This is a genomic window from Niabella sp. CPT15-335-S11, from assembly GCF_058792415.1.
Genome location: NZ_JBYTEI010000003.1, coordinates 155,642 through 175,749 on the forward strand (window position 1 = coordinate 155,642; position 20,108 = coordinate 175,749).

At 41.6% G+C, this 20,108-nt stretch carries 14 protein-coding genes; 1 reads left to right on the forward strand and 13 read right to left on the reverse strand.

Annotation, left to right across the window (positions count from 1 at the left end):
• Positions 1 to 34: 34 nt before the first annotated feature.
• The 6 genes from AC3WS5_RS11725 to AC3WS5_RS11750 form a co-directional block, all read right to left on the reverse strand.
• Positions 35 to 862 (reverse strand): hypothetical protein, encoded by an 828-nt coding sequence (locus AC3WS5_RS11725; RefSeq protein WP_492467567.1) that lies wholly within the window; start codon positions 860 to 862, stop codon positions 35 to 37.
• Entirely contained in the window at positions 859 to 1,188 is a 330-nt protein-coding gene (locus AC3WS5_RS11730; RefSeq protein WP_492467568.1) for a DUF4133 domain-containing protein, read from the reverse strand. The genes AC3WS5_RS11725 and AC3WS5_RS11730 overlap by 4 nt, the downstream gene beginning before the upstream one ends.
• A gap of 21 nt (positions 1,189 to 1,209) precedes the next feature.
• On the reverse strand, positions 1,210 to 6,747 hold the full coding sequence (locus tag AC3WS5_RS11735; RefSeq protein ID WP_492467569.1) for a helicase-like domain-containing protein: 5,538 nt from the start codon (positions 6,745 to 6,747) through the stop codon (positions 1,210 to 1,212).
• A 35-nt stretch (positions 6,748 to 6,782) separates the two neighbouring features.
• Complete coding sequence (locus AC3WS5_RS11740; RefSeq protein ID WP_492467570.1) at positions 6,783 to 7,211, reverse strand: hypothetical protein; 429 nt, start codon at positions 7,209 to 7,211, stop codon at positions 6,783 to 6,785.
• Positions 7,212 to 7,223: 12 nt separating this feature from the next.
• Positions 7,224 to 7,562, reverse strand: a complete 339-nt coding sequence (locus AC3WS5_RS11745; RefSeq protein WP_492467571.1) for a DUF4134 domain-containing protein — start codon at positions 7,560 to 7,562, stop codon at positions 7,224 to 7,226.
• A gap of 137 nt (positions 7,563 to 7,699) precedes the next feature.
• The gene (locus AC3WS5_RS11750) at positions 7,700 to 8,176 is read right to left on the reverse strand and encodes a hypothetical protein (protein ID WP_492467572.1); all 477 of its coding nucleotides are present in this window, start codon (positions 8,174 to 8,176) and stop codon (positions 7,700 to 7,702) included.
• Between the two features lie 251 nt (positions 8,177 to 8,427).
• Here AC3WS5_RS11750 and AC3WS5_RS11755 point away from each other — a divergent pair, with 251 nt between their 5' ends.
• The gene (locus AC3WS5_RS11755; protein WP_492467573.1) at positions 8,428 to 8,949 is read left to right on the forward strand and encodes a hypothetical protein; all 522 of its coding nucleotides are present in this window, start codon (positions 8,428 to 8,430) and stop codon (positions 8,947 to 8,949) included.
• Positions 8,950 to 9,000: 51 nt separating this feature from the next.
• On the opposite strand, the gene AC3WS5_RS11760 is transcribed toward AC3WS5_RS11755, so the two are convergent.
• The 7 genes from AC3WS5_RS11760 to AC3WS5_RS11790 form a co-directional block, all read right to left on the reverse strand.
• The gene (locus AC3WS5_RS11760; protein ID WP_492467574.1) at positions 9,001 to 10,194 is read right to left on the reverse strand and encodes a hypothetical protein; all 1,194 of its coding nucleotides are present in this window, start codon (positions 10,192 to 10,194) and stop codon (positions 9,001 to 9,003) included.
• Between the two features lie 124 nt (positions 10,195 to 10,318).
• Complete coding sequence (locus tag AC3WS5_RS11765) at positions 10,319 to 12,523, reverse strand: ATP-binding response regulator (protein WP_492467575.1); 2,205 nt, start codon at positions 12,521 to 12,523, stop codon at positions 10,319 to 10,321.
• A 9-nt stretch (positions 12,524 to 12,532) separates the two neighbouring features.
• The gene (locus AC3WS5_RS11770; protein ID WP_492467576.1) at positions 12,533 to 13,111 is read right to left on the reverse strand and encodes a GNAT family N-acetyltransferase; all 579 of its coding nucleotides are present in this window, start codon (positions 13,109 to 13,111) and stop codon (positions 12,533 to 12,535) included.
• Positions 13,112 to 13,133: 22 nt separating this feature from the next.
• Complete coding sequence (locus AC3WS5_RS11775) at positions 13,134 to 14,309, reverse strand: MFS transporter (RefSeq protein WP_492467577.1); 1,176 nt, start codon at positions 14,307 to 14,309, stop codon at positions 13,134 to 13,136.
• 78 nt (positions 14,310 to 14,387) lie between these two features.
• Positions 14,388 to 17,498: an efflux RND transporter permease subunit gene (locus tag AC3WS5_RS11780; protein ID WP_492467578.1), complete on the reverse strand. Its 3,111-nt coding sequence runs from the start codon at positions 17,496 to 17,498 to the stop codon at positions 14,388 to 14,390.
• A 4-nt stretch (positions 17,499 to 17,502) separates the two neighbouring features.
• Positions 17,503 to 18,597 (reverse strand): efflux RND transporter periplasmic adaptor subunit, encoded by a 1,095-nt coding sequence (locus AC3WS5_RS11785; RefSeq protein WP_492467579.1) that lies wholly within the window; start codon positions 18,595 to 18,597, stop codon positions 17,503 to 17,505.
• Positions 18,594 to 20,051, reverse strand: coding sequence for a TolC family protein (locus AC3WS5_RS11790; RefSeq protein WP_492467580.1), 1,458 nt, complete (start codon positions 20,049 to 20,051; stop codon positions 18,594 to 18,596). Before AC3WS5_RS11790 ends, AC3WS5_RS11785 begins: the two co-directional genes overlap by 4 nt.
• Positions 20,052 to 20,108: the final 57 nt, after the last annotated feature.

Consider the following 20,108-nt stretch of genomic DNA (forward strand, 5'->3'; position numbering starts at 1 on the left):
CTGTTAACACTTAATGCATTCGTGGCATTCTATATCATAGCTTCGGGCCTCTGCGTTGCCGCTTGCTGGTCTTCCGGCTCTCATCGGTTTGTTTTGATTGCTGCTGCTGTTTCTGCTGCTTTCTAATATTTTCCTGTATGGTTTTTTCAATGCCGGTTTCTTTCCAATTCATCACTTTTGCCTCGAAATGGGATTTTATGTTTGTTTCTTTCAATCCGTCTGTTTCATCTACACCACATTTTCTGTTGAAACCTACCGGGTCTAACACGCTTTCATGCGGAAATGAAATAACTATAAGGTCTGAAGGGATTGCAGTGATGTTATCATAATCTAATTCCTGAAATTCATGGGTCTTCGGATTGTACGGTATGATGTAAGCCTTCTGTTCGTCATTGCAGCAATGATCAATCTGGCGGAACACAATTCCATTAGAAAGGAAATCATCTTCAGGACGCAGCATATCCATGCGGATGTCAACAAAGAAGGTGTGACCGGAAATATCAACCGTGGGCAATTGTCCCATAAGCCTTCTGCCAAAAGCCTGTTGATCTACCATTAACTCGAAATCTGTTTTACCCTGTACATTGTGAACAGCATACCCGTATTTTTCAGCCATTCCCACAGGATCAAGTTGCACCAGCTCTGGTATTTTCACCGTTCTTACGTCCGTATCATCGCTGAACAGCACTGGTATATTTTTCTCTTTCGGGCTGTAATCAAATACATATCCGTCTCCAACATCCCGCATGTCAAATACAGGTATCACATTTTCGGGATTTGCTTTTTCCCGAAACTGTAAGTTGCTCACGTCAACGATAAAATCAGTTCCTTCGATGTTGTACACCGGCAATTCTCTTTTCATGATTGTTTGTCTTTAATTCCCATAAAAACTTTCCTGCTCCTGGACTTGATCAGTTTAGGAACCTGCTTACGGGCGAGGGCTTTCATTAAGCCGTGTTCGCCGTACTTATTGCTCATACCATAAATCTTCAAAACGAGGAATGTACCAGCCGCCAGGATAATACCTATACACACGTAGGTAGGCAAGCCAATGAAATACATCACGGAAAATACAATGAGCAGGGCAACTACACCACCACCTAAATACCAGATGTATTGAGCTTTCAAGCCTTTGAACTCAATGCTCTGGTTAATTCCTTTGTTGATTTGATAAACACTATTTGCCATAACGATTTGTATTAATTGTTTTTACAACCGCATCCTGCTGCGTGGGCGTTCTGCCGTCTGTTGAGATGCCAGTATAACTTCCTTCGGAACGGCATGACCGCTTACCTTTTCCGTCAGTTGAATAACTGGTGTTCCCGTAACTTCTTCCGGTTCACTGTTCCCAACCTGTTGCTGCTTCAACTGGTTTTCCTGTATCTTGATGGCTATCTGTCTTTCCAGATTAGCCAGTTCATTTTTCATTTGCTGTAATTCCGCCTCCTGTAAGAAACGTTTGGTGGTGAGCTGCTCCAGTTTCGGTATTGATGTATTCAGTTCCGATAATGTATGCCCATACTTTTTCTTCAGGCTTTCCACCCGGTCAATAGCATTGAGGAAATGCCTTGCCGCCAGTTTAGGATTGTCTGTGTTAGGAAGGCCATTATTGTATGTGTATTTAATACCATCGCCCCGTTGCGCATAAAAGCTATTGGAATAGCGGTATTCAAAGACGCCGTTTTCCTCGTAGGCTTCCTGCTGCCTGCGTATATACAGGTTGAAGCCATACAGTGTTCCGATCTGGGCCGTATGTTCATCTGCGGCGGCTGGTTTCCAGTCCTGGTACAGCTTGATAATGTGTTTGCCAATAGCTTCACTATCTGATGCACTGATATTATCCAGTTTAATAGGATTAACTTTTACACCGTCCTTATCCAGTTGAAGGCCGGCTTTGTACACTTTTTCGTCTGCCGCAAGTTTATCAAGTGTTTTAACAGTGGATGCTTGTTCGTTTTGCAGATTTTCCAACTGGTATTTATTGCGGGCGGTTTCCCTGAAATGAGATACTTTCAGGCTTTCCATTACAGCTATCTTCTTTTCCAGTTTGGATTTTTCCAATAACGAAGTGTCGCCGGACAGAATGGCGATGTATTCGGAGAAATTCATTCCGCTCTTTTCATCAATCGCACCCTCATCAATAGTACGCACGTTCAACTCACAGTTTTTCATTTGCGAAATGAACGTCTGCTTATTCTTCAGGAGATTGAACTTGTAATTATCAAGCGACTGCTCTACTGCATATATATAATTCTGCACTTTATTGCCATAATGTTCTTTGGCAATAAGATTGCCCTGGCGGGCGCCACGGCCATTGCGTTGTTCTAACTCTGAAGGTTTCCACGGAATATCAAGGTGGTGCATTGCCACTACACGTTGTTGCACATTCAATCCGGTTCCGGCTTTCTCTGTACTACCCAATAAAATGCGTATCTCACCTCTGTTCATTTTACGGAACAATTCGGGCTTTTTGGTATCTGTCCAGTCGTGAATAAAAGTGATTTCCCGTTCGGGGATATTAAAGTCCCTAATCAGTTTTTCTTTAACTGCATCGTAGATATTAAATTCAGTGGGTTTAGGTGTACCAATGTCTGAGAAGACTATCTGTGTTCCTTTATGCTCAATAGTTTCTTTATAGATTTCTGCAATCTTCCGGGCACTGACATTTACTTTGTTATCGGGTTGATCACTATACTTCCACTCATTGATCAACCGCATATCTGCCGACATTTTTTTAGCGTAGTTAGTAGCGATAAGCATTCTGCCTTTGTCTTCCTCTGGTGTCAACCTGCCACGACCAATCAATTCGCCATTACCTGTTTTAGCGAATTGCATCAGGTTTTTAATGAACTCACTTTGTTCAGGCGTAGGTTTTATATTCACCAGCGTTTCATTCAACTCCGGCTTGTCGAGGTTGATATGTTTTGCTGTTTTGTAATCGGTAATTTCATTATAGAACAAAGCCAACTCCGGTACTTTGATGAAATGCCTGAAGCGTTCTTTGGCAATGATCTCATTGGTTACTGAAAACTCAAAGTCTGTTGTTTTGCGTGCGAACACGGCTGCCCAACCATCAAAGTTTTCAATGTGCTGGCGTTCCATTTCTTTCGGACGCAGGTATTTAAACAGCAAATACATTTCTGTAAGGCTGTTGGATATAGGCGTGCCGGAAAGGAAGGTTACACATAGATCACTGTTAAACCGGCTTTGCAGTTCACGTACTGCAAACAGCATATTGAGTGCTTTCTGGCTGCCTTCTGTATTGCCCAGGCCAGCGACCCTATTATGACGGGTAGTGAAGGTGAGGTTCTTGTACTTATGGGATTCGTCCACAAACAGATGGTCAATGCCCATTTCCTTGAAATTGATACCTGTGTCTTTCTTTTCCTCTATGTCTTTAAGGATTGTCTTCAGCTTGCCCTCCAGGTTGTTCTTTCGTATCTCCAGCCCTTTGAGCATCTTCTTAGAGATGTCACCACCAAGATCCCTGACGGTTTCCAGGTCACGCTCTACATTGTCCAGTTCCGTTTGAAATATCTCTTTTTGTATCTCCGGTGACTGCGGTATTTTTCCGAACTGGTCATGTGTAAGTATGATGCAATCCCAATTGTTGTTCTTTATTTCATGGAAAAGCCGCAACCGTTGTGCGGGTGTAAAATCATTTTGTCCGGGGAACAGAATGCGGGCTTTAGGATAGGCTTTTTTATAGGTTTCTGCTATCTGGTTAACGTTGGCCTTCAATGCAACGATCATGGGTTTATGCACAATGCCTAACCTTTTCATCTCCTGTGCGGAGACAATCATGGTAAGTGTTTTGCCCAATCCTACCTCATGGTCAACCAAAGCACCCCGGTTCTGTATTATTCGCCAGGCTGCATTCTTTTGTGAGGAGTATAAATCCTCGATGCCTAATGCTTTTTTATCTAAGCCGGGAAAATTGAGATGATTGCCGTCGAACTCACGTAATACATAACAGTTGAAAGTATCATTGTACAGGTTCTCTAAGTTCTTTTTCTCAGCATCAGGTAGTTCATTCAGCCAGTTAATGAATCCACTTCTTATCTGCTCGATCTTTTGGTGAGCCAGTTGTATGGCTTCATTATCCGGGAGCCTTATGGTTGTATTGTTAGGCCCTTTTACTTCATAAGTAAAGAAAGGGGTTGTGTTCTCCAGTGCATGTTCCAGCAAAGTGTACCCGTAAGTGGTACGTCCGCTTTTGGGGGTGACAGCGAACTCCCTCGACACTTTGATATTCATTCCGGTGTTTACCTTGAAGGCATCCAGCGAAGGAAAATAATTGATGGTAGTGTCCAGCTCGAACAGCGAAGTAGCAAATCGCTCGTAGTAAGAATTAGGTATCCAGCGTTCTCCTAAATTAAAATCCAGCAATTCAAAGGGAATACGCTCCGGCTGCACCTTTGCAATGGCTTCCGCACTTCGTTTATATTGCAGATTATCCGGGAACTGACCATACAGGCGTTCAGCCTGCCGTAATTTTTCAACTACATTACCGCTCAAATACTGGTCTGCTGTTTCCCATTCATTGCTGACGGAGTTCAGATAAACATGATTGCCAAGGCGACTGATGACTTCGTTTTCATCTAATCCCATTGCTGCACTGATAAAGCCTGTATCTACCTTTCCGGTATCGTTGAGGCTGTGGGCAAGAGCTTCAATGGGATCATCGGTTATAAACCGCTCCTTAACCTGATGAATGGAATGAGTTAGTATATCTGCCTTTACAAACCTTTCACCGTCCCTGCGTTCAAGCGAGGATAATGCAATAACGCCAAAAGCAGTATCTTCCAGGATACGCCTGCGATTATCAGGGCTGTTCAAAAGACCATATTCAGCAATGAAATGTTCGTACTTGATGTTGAGTTGATCCCTATCTGCATTGCTTATTGTTTCCCCTGATACCTCTTTGGCTGATAATTCGAGATAGGCATCACGAAGCGTCGCATAGTTTTCATAGAAATGGATATTGCCCTGAAGACCGAGGGGTTGGAACACGGCTTGCTTGTATTCAGGATCAGGGTTGCCAATTGTGCCAACACTGCCCATGTGTACCACTAATGTACCTTCCTGGTAGTAAGGTTTCAGTCCGATAAAAGGAAGCGGTACTTTTTGCTCAAACCGGAAAAAGCCTTCCAGCGTTTGGTCGCCCTCGTACCTGAAGCTGTGGTCAAACTGTTTAAGGTAATTGGAAATACCCGTCAGCTCATGACCCAATAAACGAGCGTCCATCCAGTTTGCGGATAGATGATCTACTTCTTTAACATTGGAATATAGCTTATATAAAAACCGGTTGCTTTTGTGCTGCTTTGCGGTAAGCAATACAACGTTCTCATGGCTCGGTTTATCGGTGGTGCGTATCGTGCCGATGATACGTGCTGATGCTTTTTGCACAACAGTTTCATCGAGCGGATTGATATATGCTATTGCCCGGTTGACCTGTTCTGCCGGGGCTGTATCAAACAATCCCAATTGTACCGATGCAGTTTCCGTTGTGTTTTCCGGCATCGGCAGGTACGTCAGCTTTTTACCTTCATTTTCCGGAACGGGCAATAGTACCGTTTGTGCTGTCTGATATAATTCAGTGTTGAAACGATTTTGAAATTGATTGATAAGACTGGTATGAAGGCTTTCCCTGATCTGGTTGATGTCACCATCCTGCCAAATCACTTCCGAAGCTCTGCCGTATTGGTTTTTGCCTGGCTTACGCACATTGCCCATGACCACATCGTGATCGTGGGTGGAGATAAAATAATTATAAGGAAAGCGACCAAATTCATTTTCCCTTTCCCTCACTTCATTCAGCCAATCTTCTTCCCTACTTATCTTTTCCTTTACCGTGTTTTTTTGAACGATCAATAAGTGGCTCGGCGCTTCAGTATTGCCGGTATCTTTCATAAGGTTATCTGGCATCACCGCAAGGCTCACAAAGTCGGCCCGCTGAAACAGGTATTCTCTTGCCGTATGATTAGACGGGCTATTCAGGAAAGCATCTGTTGTAATGAAAGCCATCAAACCACCTTCAGCCAGTTTGTCCAGTCCTTTAGCAAAAAAGTAGTTGTGTATTTTGCCGGATATTTCTTTGTCGGGAAAGGCTTCATCATATACCGAAAAATTCCCAAAAGGAATATTGCTCACCACCAAGTCATAAGTACCGTTATCTTTTACCGGTGCTTCTTCAAAGCCTGTAATATGCGTAGCTGTTTTTACTGAAAGTGTACTGTTGATGGCAGACAGCACCAATCCGGTAAGCCTGTCCTTTTCCACCGCCGTAATCTGCTCCAGATCAGGGAACGTTGTAACTGCTTCGCTGATGAATACACCGGAACCGGCTGAGGGTTCATACAATCTTTTAGGCTGAATGCCTTGCGCCGCCAATACGCTGTAGAGTGTTTGGGGTACTACTTCGGGCGTATAAAATGCGGTCAGCACACTGTTGCGTAATGAAGCAATGATTTCTTTGTAGGCTGTTTCGGAATAGTTTTCTTTGAGCAGGTCATGCAATTGCATCATTTCCCGATGATGCTTCAAATCCTCCTTTGTAGCACCATTAGCCTGCCATTCTTCGGTTGACCCATAAGGATATAAAACGGCCTTGATGCCGCCAAAACCTGCGTATTTTTTCAGGCTGGCGACATCTTCCGCAGTAAGCGGACGACCGTTCTGATAATCCAACGCTGTACGGATAGCACGAAGGTTATCATGCAGCTTTTGGGAAACATTGTAAGCCATAATCACACATTTTCTTTCTTCACTTTTCTTTCGGCTTAGGCCAGATAATCATGTACCTGCCCGATGATGGCATATCTCAAATGCCTGTTTGCTTCATTTTCACTGTTAAAATCAAAATCACTAAAAATGCCTCTGCATGTTTCGATAAGATTTACCACTTCGTAGGTGAGTGTTCCGTTTTCCTTCATCCGCTCGTAGTCCCCATTAAATTCCTCTTCTATAACCGAGCGTATATACTGATAGCGGGATGGCTTCAATTCCTCCGTCATTGCATTAAGACATAGTTCTTCGATAGTATAGGGTGCTCTTCCTTCACCAAGAAGCTGCTCAACCATCGGCATTACAGCATTCACCTTTTCTTCCAGATAGCGGGTGACTGAATAGTCTTCCTGCAAGCTGAACATGAGGTCAGGATTGTTGTGGACGATATACGCCCACAACTTTTCTGTTAGCATACTTTGCATACGTCCTGATTTTTAAACACCAAAGAAAGATTGAATAACGGTTGCTACTACTACCAGAAAAATGCAACTGCCAAACCAGGCGGCGGCAACTTTGCCGGTGTCCTGATCACCTGCGTTCCATTTCTGATACACCTTCACTGCACCAATCAACCCGAGTAATGCACCCACAGCGTACATAAGGTTTGTACCTGCCGAGAAATAGCTGCGTACTTTAGTATTGGCTTCGTTTATACCCTGAATGCCATCCTGAGCAAATGTCCCATAGTGGATAGCCAATAGTGCCAGAGCGGCACAGATCATGATAACCCTTTTACGGTTATTTCCTTTTGTTTTCCTGCTGCACATTTCCATAATACACGTTTATTAAAATTTGAAATCGATTTTTTTTAAAAACGGAGCGGCTTCGCCGTCACAAAACCTGTTATTCCTACCACACATTGCCCTTACGCACCAGGAGGGACAGGGAAACACGCTCCGCTAATGGGCTGCTACACTGCTTCTTTCCACAACAGCTCCACTTCATCCTCTTTGAGTGTAACAGCGCCATATTTTTGGCATTCGGATACGATCAGTTCATTGATAGATGACCGAATAGGCGAGTATCGCACGGAAGGATATTCCTTCAGTACCATGCTCAGATATTGTTTAAATTCCTGCGGAATTAGCTTTCTGCGGGAGGCATCAGCAACAACAGTTTTCAGGCGCTCAATGAGGTGTTCCACTTCTGTAAACTCATCGTCTGTTGTTTTTTCAAAGCCGCCGGTTTCTTGCTGGCTCGGTTCATCGTCAGGATCATACACACTATTGGAATCAGAAAGGGCTGTCCTGAGTTTCAGTTTGTGTTTCCCGGATAACAGATCTTTGATCTCACCAGAAAAATACCGTACACCTACAAATAGGTAGTAAATGGCTAATAGTATGGCAACTGCAATGATGTAGTCATTCCATGAAATGTTCTTTAACATACGCTTACTTTTTTTCGTTTTACACTTTTCAATCCGACTCTTAAAAAGCCGTTTGTTTCCTGTGGTTTCGATAGCAAAAGAACAAAGACGGGGAAGGCGTATCAAGTCCAACTTTATCTTGTACTCCAAGTTGTACCCGTTGTACCCCATGATAATCAGGCAATACAGCCTTCTGCGAACCGAATATTTTTTTTAAATTCGTAGTCGGAAATTTGATTGACTTTATTATTTGATTAGTAAAAGTGATTGTTATGAAAACACTAAGTGTATTAGGGCTTGCCATCTTTTTCCTTGCATCTTGCAGTCAGACCAAGCTCGAAAAAGATGAAGCGGCATCAGCAATACGTGCCGCTAAGAATTACCCCAAAGTGTACGAGTATGAAATCAATATGACTGACCCGGCAAGCGCCAAAAAATTGTTGGATGCAGGACTGGAAGGAGAGGGATGGATAACTGTTGATAAAACGCAAAAGCTAAAGGATGCCGGACAACCCATTGTCCATTTTACGGAAAAGGCAAAGCCTTACCTCATTCGTATAGATGAGAAATACGATAACGTGCAGGTTGTGAAAGCAGCCGATATGGATTTAGGGGAGATCACAGGTGTTCAATTGCAGGATGATAATAAAAATGCAACTGTGGAGTACACCGTTGTATATAAAAACATGACGCCTTTTGCGAAACTTATGAAGCGTGATCTGTCTAAAAAGGAAACACAGCGTGCCGATCTTACTTATTTTGACACTGGCTGGAAGTTCGATAAGCAGCGGTAAAAACTCCGGTGATACAGAAAGCTATGTCTTGTTCTTATAAAAAACTCTAATTCAATATTCGTCTATTCGTTTAATCATTTGCTGTAGCGTTTCTATCACTATTTCTTTATCCCGAATTTCTGCTGAATAAGATTTGCTTCTCATGCTGTCGTAGGAAATATTTTCCTGATAAGGCGTGGACAAGTAGGGTACAATGTTTTTGAATACACTATTCAGAGAGCGAGCCATAACGATTTTCAAATCATCCGCAGCTCTCAATATCAGCGCCATTTGATCAACTGACAGTATAGACAGCAACTTCTCCTTTTCTTTACTTTTCGCTGCGGGCTGCTGTTCTTTTTCTTTCAACGGAATAATCGCGTAATGTATTCTTTTTTCGAGGTAAAATATTTCCTGCGAAAACCAATTGTCAACCTGTTTATATAAATCGGCATCTTTTGGTAAGAAAGTCACGCCTGGCTTTATGTGGTGTTGCTTAAATAGCTTCAGGTCAAATAGCAACCGCTCCATCCTTTCTGAAGGCTGCTCCACGCCGTTAATGTGGCTTGCTATTCTTTGTGTAAGGTTATAAATATACGCCTTGCTATTAAAGTTCACGCGGATCAGCACTTCATCCAGTGTTGTATAAAGAGCCGACTCATCATCCAATCCAAGAAACTCCAGTTCCAGGCAAAGATCTTTAATATAGAACATCTGCTGGAAGGTATGCGTGTGTTTGTCGGAGGGCAGATTTAAGAGCAATTCCACTTCCCGAACGATAATATCGAGAACCGGAAGAAGCTGGTATTGTTTACGATGTTTTTTCGCTGCCAGCGGCAGCCTTTTCAGCAACTCCTTTTTCAAGAGGGCGAGATAAGTGGCTGGTACTCGTTCATCCATGCCCAGGTAACTGGTAAAGCGCTTTTCGATTAGAAAAAGTAATTCTTCAATACAGGAAATGATATTGTCCAATACCTGTTTAGATGCTGAATTTTCAGTAATTTGAACTTTGTTTTCCAGTGCCTGGTCAAGCAGGCTAAGCAGGCTGGAATGATAGTTTTTTATGGCGCACTTGATGGCAGCTTCGTCATTCAGGTTGAATACTGAGAATTTGATGGCTGCCTGAACCTTGTTTTTCTCCTGTATTACCAAATCTTGCAGCTTGTTGATTTCTTCAGGCAATAGCGGCCAAATTTCCGATTTCACAGGATTTAAAGTAACGGAAATTAAAGTGTCCAGCCATTCGAGTACGTAACCTCCACACATAAGCCATTCCTTTTATATGGCAAACATTTGTCATCCACCAAATGTAAGCTCGTACTCCCACCCAAACTATACGTGATTCCTACTATTTTCGTACGCAATTATTAGTAAATCAATGGCTGTGTAACTATTTATTCAGCTTATTAATGAGTTGTATCTTGTTTTTGACCTCTACTTTTTCAAATAAGTTCTGGATGTGCTTAGTAACGGTTTTTTCGGAAATAAATAGCCCTTTTGCTATATCCTTATAAGTTTTCCCTTTAACTATCAGGTGAACTATTTCTATTTCCCTTGCCGTAAGATGAAATAATCTGCAATTTTGCTCAAATTTTGATAATGTGGATGGAGATATATCGTCAGTCTCGTGACTCTTGCCTGTTTTCAGGGTTGCAAGGGAAGTGTTGATTATTGCCTTTTGCTGCTTTAAAATATTATCAAGTATGGTTACAATTTTTTGATTTAATTCCTCAAATGAAAATGGCTTTGAAATGAAATCTATTGCTCCGAGCCTTAAACCTTTCAAACGATCTGTAGGCGTTGATTTCGCCGTTAAAAAGATAATGGGAATATGACTGTATTTATTTTGTTTTAAAAGGGTTTTTGCGAAAGTATATCCATCCATTTTATCCATCATTACATCTGAGAGTATAAGATCAGGCATTATAGACATGTCAAAGAGCTTCTTTAATGCCTCAGATCCGTTGCGAGCACAAAATACATTGTAAGTAAATCGAAGTTTGTTAGCAATAAAATTTATCATTGCGATGTTATCTTCTACCAATAAAATTGTTCTTTTTCCTGTATCATAATCACCGTCGGTGATATCATCGTAATTAAAACTATAGTTGAGCTTAGATAGTCCATCTGCAACCTTTACAGGTTGGTCTTTCTTAGTTGGTTCATATCGCGGAAGCCTTATTGAAATTTTTGTACCAGGTTGATTAGAAGGATTACTTTCGATTAAAATAGTTCCACCGAGCCCCTCTACAACTTTCTTAACAATTGGCAAGCCAAGTCCCATACCCTGAAGACTGGTATTTTTATATCCTATCTGATAATAAGGCTCAAAAACCTTTTTTTGCATATCCTCCGGTATACCTATTCCAGTATCTGCAACCGAAAAAACTATTTCATCGTTTTGAACAGCTAAGGAAATAATTACTTCACCATCCGGATCAGTAAATTTGATTGCGTTTTCAACGATATTATTTATTATTCTATAAATAGCATAAGGGTCAGCCTTAATGAAAATATTCGCTTCTATAGAAGGTGTACACTTAATCTTATTCTTAATACAATAATGTTGAAATAGAGGAAGACTATCTCGAAGAATGCTACTGAAATCCGATACCTGGGTATGTTTATACGTATCAATTCCTTTTGAAAAACGTTCGATGTCAAAAAGGTTTATTACATCGGCTGTTAATTTATCTACACCACTCTTTACAACATCCAGTTCTCCTGCCGTACCGTATTTGTTGATATACTCATCAAGATAATTTTTTATTAGTGTCAGAGGCGTTTTGGTTTCGTGAACAAGGTTGATAAAGTTATTCGTCCTTTGCTCATTGATCTTTTCCAGCTCCTTAGTGCGCTTGTTTACTTCATCCTTTAGATCTGCATTCCAAGTTCTTAATCGTTGTTCTGATTCAATCAACTTTTCATGTTCTGCCCTCAGTTCTATCACATGCCTGCTCACCTGTAAGCCAAACAACAACAGAAAGCCGATGTTCGTGATTAGCGCTTCAACCGCCTGACCTAATTCAAAATATGTGATAATTGGTAAGCCTACCCACGGCGTTAAGCTAAATAACAATACAACCATTTCCTGCCGGGCTTCAATAGTGGAGAAATCATTATCGTACTTATGCCGTATCGCTTTGAATAAAGAAATTATTACCCAAATGGCGTACAGTACCGGGATTATAAGTAGATTTTGAGCATCTTTTAGATTTCCTGTAAGCCAGAAGACAAAAACAAAAATGCAAAAGGGTAAAATTAGGAATATATATACTCCTTTATAAACGTGAAACTTTAGTTTTGTTAGATTAAACGCTTTATAGACGTAGTATGGGAAATAACAGGGAGTGATAAATCCTGTCGCATACGCAATAATTTCTTGTAGGAAAAAGGAACCTGGAAGGTTTGGATCAGGAAGCAATCCTCCGGTTATATTATAAGTGAGTAATAAAAAAATAAGAATGAGATTCAGCGTCGTTGCCTTATCATCTGGTCGTGCAAAGCCAAAAATTGCGAGATAGAAAAAAATAACTATTTCTATACTCACAAAAATAAATGTGACAATGTGCATCTGTGTACCAAAGGCTAACATTGACCGCCGTTATTTAGTCACCGCTCTCTTTAGAAAAAATAACTTATAGCTTAGATCAAGTTCATGGTATATATCAAACCCAAACTTCTCGTACCAAGGCAAGTTTTTGAGTGTCGAGGTTTCGAGATAGATTGTTCTTTTCTTATGTTCGCTATCCTCTACAATTTCATTCAGTAGAACACTTCCAATCCCTTCACTTTGATATTCAGGGTCCACCCCAATAAACCATAAGTAATACTTTGGCTCCTTTGGCTGTATTTTGTTTATTGCCGATTCCCTTGCAATTGTTTTTTTAATATTCTTTAAGCCTACACAGGAAAGGATTAATTTAACATCTAGTAATATAGATTTGAGTGTAGTCTTTTTTTTATCTGGATAAGTAACTAACGCACATGCCTTTTTATCGTCCGATAAAAACACATCTCCAAATAAATAACAGACTTCAAAGGAATAATCCATTAGGGCACTTACTCGCTTTCTCCTGTGTTTATCTTGCTTTACGATGTAATTAACACTTTGATTTGTGTCAAACGATTTGGTAAGTATATCTATTACCAAACTCTTGTCTTTGTACTCAGCCTTTTTCATAGTTTTCATTTTTTATTCATTATTAAATATTTTTCTTTACTTCTTCAAGAGGTTCTACATGTAGAAGCGGAGAATTAATGCGTGGGAATTTAATTGTTGCGATGTAAATAATTACAGCTACTGTAATCAGAACAGTGGTGATGAACGTTACGGAAGCGCCGAATTTAAACCAAAGAAATCCCGCCAGACTACTGGCAATCATTGTGCAGATACTTTGAAATCCAGTGAAAGTTCCAATGGCAGTAGCAGTATCTTTTTTATCAGTAATATTAGAAATCCAAGCTTTTGAAATGCCTTCCGTGGCTGCTGCATATATTCCATACAAGAAGAACAGCGCAAAGAATAAATACAGATTTTCATTGAAGGCCATACCGAAGTACACTATTGCAAATAATGCAAGGCCAAATAGAAAAATATTCTTTAACCCAAAACGGTCAGCGAGAATTCCCAAAGGGTAAGCAAATGCAGCATAAACAAAATTGTAAAAGATATACGTGCCAATGGTCGCCGTATCACTAAGTCCGGCATCCTTCAGTTTAAGTAAAAGGAAAACATCAGAACTATTAACCAAGGTGAACAACAGTAAGCCTATTACCAGTTTGCGATATTGTACCGGGCTGGCTTTCCAATAACGGATAAAATCAAAGAAAGAAGTTTTAATTCTGCTTTCTTTAGGGACAGGATTTTTATCTTTTATGAAAAATGTAAATGCTATAGCAACCATTCCAGGAATGAAGGCGATATAGAACAAGGTTTTATAATGACCTGGATAGAAATAAAGGAAGGCTAATGCCGATAAGGGCCCTATTACTGCACCAAGTGTATCTAAAGAACGATGAAACCCAAATATAGTTCCCTTAGTTTGTGTTGTGGCTTCATCTGATAACATTGCATCCCTTGCGCCTGTACGTATGCCTTTTCCTAAACGGTCAATAGTGCGGGCTGAGAATATCCAAAAGGGAAAAGTAAAGACTGCCATCATTGGCTTTGAAAGGGCGCTTAAAAAGTAGCCCCAGCGCACGAATGGTAAACGCGTCCCCATATTATCAGACAACTTCCCAAAGTAACCTTTGCTTAAACCCGCTGTAGCTTCTGCAAACCCTTCCAAAACTCCTATTAAGACAATAGAAAAGCCAATACTTTTCAAATAGATAGGCATAACTGGGTACAGCATTTCGCTGGCAATGTCAGTAAACATGCTTACCAAAGAGATTATCCAAATATTCCGGGTTATTATTTTCATACGTTACATCATAAAAATTGAATAATTATAAGTCTACCCTTTTTGCTCTTCTTTTTTTATTTTCCGTTCATGAACCATCAGGTATATTACTGGCAATACAATCAGCGTAGCCATTAAGGCAACGGGCATACCCCCTAAAATTGCAAGGGCCAGTGGCTGAAGAATTTCTCCGCCTTCTTCTCTGGCAATAGCCAGAGGAACCATGCCCGCCATTGCTATAAGCGCCGTCATTAATTTTGGCTGTATCCTTAGTGACGTACCTACATTCACAGCCTCATAAAGTGATTTGCCTTCTTTACGTAATTGCTCAATAAAAGCTACAAGCACGATGGCATTATTGGTGGCTATACCAATAACCAGGATAAAACCAATCATAGCTGTTGAAGAAAGTGGAATGCCACTGATCAAAAGTGCTATTACAGAACCAAGTAATCCTATTGGAAGCACAGCAGTAATCAGGAGAGGATTGGCTAAGGATTCATAGCTAATAACCAACACTACGAAAAGCAGGAATAAACCAAACAATCCTACCCAAATCAAACCACTGCCGCCCTGGCTAAGTGTAGCCATCCGACCACCGTAAGATATACTGTATCCCGGTGGAAGTTGTAGCGTATCCATTGCCGCCTGCACATCAGCAGCTACAACTCCAAGCGTTCTTCCTCTTGCGCCACCATTTATCATATTTACGGTTGATTGATTAACCCGATCTATTGCCAAAGGCCCTTTTGTGTACTGGATATCAGCTACCTGTCCAAGCAGGAGGGCATCACCGTTATTGTGCTTTCCAATAGGTAATTCCGGTAACCCGGTCAGGTTTCGATAAATGGCTTTTCTGTCTACCATTAACCGGATATTATAGAATTCGCCTTCTTGCAGAAATTGGGAAGGAGTAGAACCACTTATAGCATCTGAAAGTGTTTGGTTAATATATTGGGATGATAAGCCAAACGTAGCAGCCTTTACCTTGTCTATCGTGAAACGTAACGTGGGTTGATTGATAACTAAAGTAGAGCGTACATCCGTCAGTCCATTTACCGACCTAAGTGTATTTCTTACTTTATCACCTAACTCTGATAATATTTTCGGATCCTGTCCCTGCACATTCACTACCACATCAAAATCACCACTGGACGCGGTGCCGGAAAAGGTGCGGATAGCACGGATGCGAGCTTTTTTGACTTTCACCTTCATTCCCACTAAATCTAAAGAAACCATCGTATCTGAGAGTGCGGCCATAAAATCCTGCACGGATTGCTGCCTTTCCGTTTTAGGGACCAATTGCACCAGCATTTCCGCTTCGCCCGGGGTTTCATGAACCGTCTGCCCGATCTGTCCACCAGTAGTCGCATCTACCAACACCACATCCGGTTGTGCCATTACAACTCTTTCTATCCGCTGTACCTGAGCCTGCATATCTGCCAGTAAAGTACCCGGCTCTGTCTGAATTTGGATTGTTACCCGTCCATCATCAATCTCCGGCAGAAAGATATTGCCCAACTTTCCGGAAATAAAAACCGTGAGCACCAAAGCCAGTGCGCCTAATGCAACAGTCCAGTTACGATACTTCAACGCGACATTCATAGCCTTCTTATGATAACGGATCAGCCTGTCTATCCTTAAGCCTTCGTGGTCTGTATTAGCATTACCAGAGATACCTTTCAGTGAGTAAAGAGCCGGGATAAGAATAAACGCGATGAGCAGTCCTGATACGGTCGCAAAAATCACCACCAGAATGAACTCCTTGAAGAAAAGAAGGGTAAGCCCGCCAAAAAACAGGAATGGTGTAATAATAGCCACCAGCGCAATAAGCGCAGTGGTTAAAGGAGAAGATACTTCCCTGGCAGCAAGCCGGACAGAAACCCGCACATCCTTTGTTTCTATCCAGTGACGGTTAATGTTCTCAATAAAGACAATTCCATAATCAATCATCAGCGTAACCCCTACAATCAATCCGCCGATAGACATCAGGTTCAGGCTAAGACCAAATGCATTCATCAGAAATATAGTGGATAGTAGGGCTACAGGTAATACAGCCATGCTAATCATTGTAAATCGCCAATTCTTTAAAAAAATAAGGACGATAAGCGCTACCAAAGCGATAGCCAGCAACAAAGCATGTTTAGCTCCGCTAATACTGTTAACGATATAAGTAGATTCATCACTGGTAACGGCAACATTTAACCCTGAAGGAAGTGCTCCTGAAGTTTTGAGTTCTTGAAGCCGGGTAGTAATTGCCTGTGCAACATCCACTGAATTAGCCTGTGGGTTTTTAAAAAAACTTAGCTTTACTCCTTCAGTTCCATTAGCGGTTGTTATAATCCGCTGTTCCTGGTATGTGTCTTGTACATCTGCTACATCGCTTAGTTGAATGAGATTGCCGCCAGAGAGCTTTAATTTCAAATCCCTGATTTCCTGCACACTGTCAGCCAAAGAAGTGGCTAAAGCAAAATGTTCTCTGCCGGCTACATCTAATCTACCTACGGAACGTTGGGTATTTTCTGTAGCAAGAAGCGTATTGAGTTCGGCAAGTGTGAGATTATATTGCTTCAGTTTTTCAGGACTGACCTGCACCTGAACTTCGCGAATCCTGCCACCGGCAGGACGGACAACAGAAACGCCGGGGATGCCTACAAACCGATAGACCAGATCTTTGTCAGCGAAGCTCCTTAATTCAATAATATTCATCGTTGGAGAAGTCATTACCAATTCCAGTACCGGCAGGTTTTGCGGGTCGAATTTAAAGATGATGGGAGCTTCAATATCATTAGGCAATTGCCCTTTGGCGCGGTCAACAAGGGAAGCTACGTTCTGAAGTGCAGCATCAATGTCTTTGCTGTAATTAAAAGACAAATTAATCTGCACCTCGCCCTGTACGGTGGTAGATTCAACCAGTTCCACACCTTCAGCTTGTGTAAGCTGCTGTTCCAATACACGTGTAACCGTATTGATCAGAATATCCGGCGGCGTTTGCCCGGCGTTTACCTGAACCCTGACCATTGGATAAACAATATCAGGCATCAGGTTGGTTGGCAATTTTAAGAAAGCGATCAGCCCAAGAACGACCATCACGATAACAGCGGCAAGTGTACCCATCGGATGATTGATAGGCACTTCCAAAATATGTTTTTTCTTTTCTGGCATACTTTTATTTTTTATCTGTACTTGGACCGGTTATTATTTTTACAGGAGCACCATCTTTAAGTTGTTCCATACCTTTTGTAACAACCAGTTCTCCCTCAGAAAGACCTTGAATAACCTCAACCTGATTTTCAAGTACCGCTCCCAGCTCTATTTTTCGCTTTTCCACCTTATTGTTTTTCACTACAAAAACCGTTACTTCACCACTTTGTGTATCTTCGGTAATCGCCGTTCGATCAAGTGTAATCGCTTGTTCCCGTATAGCAGTTGAAAACAATACGCTTACCTGATAGCCGGGTTTAAGTTTCGGGAACACTGACCCTGCATTCAGTTCTACGCCAATTTGATGAGATACAATATCGGAAGCGGGAGATACGTGACCTATCTTCGCAGGTAATGGATCATTCGTAAATTCTGACTGCAAGAGTACTCCATCACCCACTTTTAAAGTTGAGGCAATTGTTTCTGGAACTTTAGCTACAACCAATAAACCGGATATATCTGAAACGGTAAACAAAGGGCTACCTGCCTGTACGGTATTCCCTGTAAATACCTGTTGGTCTGTAATGATACCCGTGATAGGGCTTGGGAAGTTGGTGAAGGAAAGCAGGGTCATTAACCGTTTAACATTCTCCTGGTCAGCAGATTTTTGCGCTATGGCAGTCTGAAGCCTTGTTTGGTTCGCCAGTCTACGATCAACAAGAGCCTGGGCACGTTTTAATTCATCAGTGGAACGTACAAGCTGCGCTTGTGCCTGGCGTAAATCAGCCAGTTGCAAGCGGCTGTCCAGGATAGCCAGTGATTGTCCCTTTGTTACTCGGTCGCCTATTTTTACATTTACTTTTTGTAATACGCCGCTGACTTGGGAAAGCACAGGGATTTCCGATTTTCCATGTACGGTGGCTACTGCCTTATATTGTTGATTTAAGGTGGTTTTACTTACACTGGCAACAACTACAGGCACCGGGCTTTTATTCGCATTTGTTGTTTGTGTGGATTTGTCGCCGATACCCAAGTAAGGGTATATGAATAATGCAGCCGTAATAGTAGCTACAACTATCAGCGGAATATTTTTTTTGAGTGTTTCAGAAAGTTTGCTCATTGATTAATTGTTTGCGGTTTACGGGCATTAACTTCTAAATCCGGCAATGTTTCAAAAGAGTTATCTAATGGCTTTTGTACTATGTTTTCTAAGCTGCCCAGCGTGGTTTGCAGCCGTATCAATGCCTGAAGCAGAGCCCTCCGGGCTAATGCAGTTTCCAGCTTTGCGCTTAACACATCCAGGTAAGTGAAGTCGCCTGAATTAAAAACTCCGGTAATTTTCTTTTCCCGATCTTCATTTATTTTTAGTATTGTTTGCGCTGCTTCATATTCTTTCAAATTTGATTGATATACTGCCTGCACTCTTTCCAGTTCAGTTAGAGAGTTAGCCTGTAATTGTAAAAAGGTAGCTGCAATTACGTCCCTGTTTGCTTTAGCCTCAGCAATTGGCCCCTGGTTTTTATTAAATATGGGCAAATCCATACCTGGAGTAGCCTGCCACCTTTGCTGCCCCTGATAAAAACGGAGGCTTGTGCCAAGTTGAACATCAGGGTATTGTTTGGCTACCTCTAACTGGAGGGTTGCTTCTGAAACTGAATAATCCATTAAAGCACGGCGGATATTCAGGTTATTTATCAGTACCTGACTTTCAAGTGTATCCAACTCCATTAATGCGGGTGGATTAAATAAATCTGGATAGATAAACTGTTTACCAGACAAGGCGGTTAGAGGAACGCCGAGGCTGTTAGCGAGGAACACTTTTCTTTCCGCCATCAATCCTTCGCCAGTAATCATGCGCAAACGGGCGTCGTTTAGCGTAATACGCGCCAGTTCCATATCTGTAATAGTAATTTCACCGAACTCAAACAAGGTCTGTAGACTGTCTACAAATTCACTACGCAGTACCACTTCCTTCTTTAGCAATTCAAGGTCGTTTTCAAAAAGTATATAACTTGCCAGTTGCTGGCGCAGACGACTTCTTACCTGCCATGCAGCCACACCTACATTTAGGCGTGCAGCCTCGATGAGGTAATTTGCCTGATTGATACGCAACTTTCGTTTACCCGCTGTTTCAATAATAAAGTCAAACGAAGGAGTAAAAAGCCAGGGACTAAGGGGGATTTGCCCTGGCGTGTAATTATAGCCAACGTTTATCCCTACACGTGGATTGGGCCTTTGCCCGGCTGTAATCAATTTTCCTTTTTGAATGTCCAGTTGGCTGCGGGCAATATCCAAATCCGGATGATAATAAAAAGCGGCAAAAGTCAAAACTTTAGCATCCCATACTGTATCTGGAGGTATTGCATCCAAATATTTGTTGAGGTATTGTTTTAATTGAGGATCATCCAAACCCCGGCTCTGATAAAAGGAAATTTTCTCCTGAGCCGATATAGGCTTAGCCTGATACCGCTGGAAAGCACACCCGTTAAATATAAAAGTTAGAGTGCTTAATGGAATCAATATTTTCAAATAATGATAGACTGGAAACATATCCCGTCGTTGGACTTTATTCATGCTCTAATAGATTACTCTCTGATAATGCAGACTATCAAATAGGACATACTGGTGTCT

Excerpts from the sequence above, each read along its gene's own strand:
- AC3WS5_RS11725 (WP_492467567.1), bottom strand. The coding sequence starts at position 862 with ATGAAAAGAGAATTGCCGGTGTACAACATCGAAGGAACTGATTTTATC.
- AC3WS5_RS11730 (WP_492467568.1), bottom strand. The coding sequence starts at position 1,188 with ATGGCAAATAGTGTTTATCAAATCAACAAAGGAATTAACCAGAGCATT.
- AC3WS5_RS11735 (WP_492467569.1), bottom strand. The coding sequence starts at position 6,747 with ATGGCTTACAATGTTTCCCAAAAGCTGCATGATAACCTTCGTGCTATC.
- AC3WS5_RS11740 (WP_492467570.1), bottom strand. The coding sequence starts at position 7,211 with ATGCAAAGTATGCTAACAGAAAAGTTGTGGGCGTATATCGTCCACAAC.
- AC3WS5_RS11745 (WP_492467571.1), bottom strand. The coding sequence starts at position 7,562 with ATGGAAATGTGCAGCAGGAAAACAAAAGGAAATAACCGTAAAAGGGTT.
- AC3WS5_RS11750 (WP_492467572.1), bottom strand. The coding sequence starts at position 8,176 with ATGTTAAAGAACATTTCATGGAATGACTACATCATTGCAGTTGCCATA.
- AC3WS5_RS11755 (WP_492467573.1), top strand. The coding sequence starts at position 8,428 with ATGAAAACACTAAGTGTATTAGGGCTTGCCATCTTTTTCCTTGCATCT.
- AC3WS5_RS11760 (WP_492467574.1), bottom strand. The coding sequence starts at position 10,194 with ATGTGTGGAGGTTACGTACTCGAATGGCTGGACACTTTAATTTCCGTT.
- AC3WS5_RS11765 (WP_492467575.1), bottom strand. The coding sequence starts at position 12,523 with ATGTTAGCCTTTGGTACACAGATGCACATTGTCACATTTATTTTTGTG.
- AC3WS5_RS11770 (WP_492467576.1), bottom strand. The coding sequence starts at position 13,111 with ATGAAAAAGGCTGAGTACAAAGACAAGAGTTTGGTAATAGATATACTT.
- AC3WS5_RS11775 (WP_492467577.1), bottom strand. The coding sequence starts at position 14,309 with ATGTTTACTGACATTGCCAGCGAAATGCTGTACCCAGTTATGCCTATC.
- AC3WS5_RS11780 (WP_492467578.1), bottom strand. The coding sequence starts at position 17,498 with ATGCCAGAAAAGAAAAAACATATTTTGGAAGTGCCTATCAATCATCCG.
- AC3WS5_RS11785 (WP_492467579.1), bottom strand. The coding sequence starts at position 18,597 with ATGAGCAAACTTTCTGAAACACTCAAAAAAAATATTCCGCTGATAGTT.
- AC3WS5_RS11790 (WP_492467580.1), bottom strand. The coding sequence starts at position 20,051 with ATGAATAAAGTCCAACGACGGGATATGTTTCCAGTCTATCATTATTTG.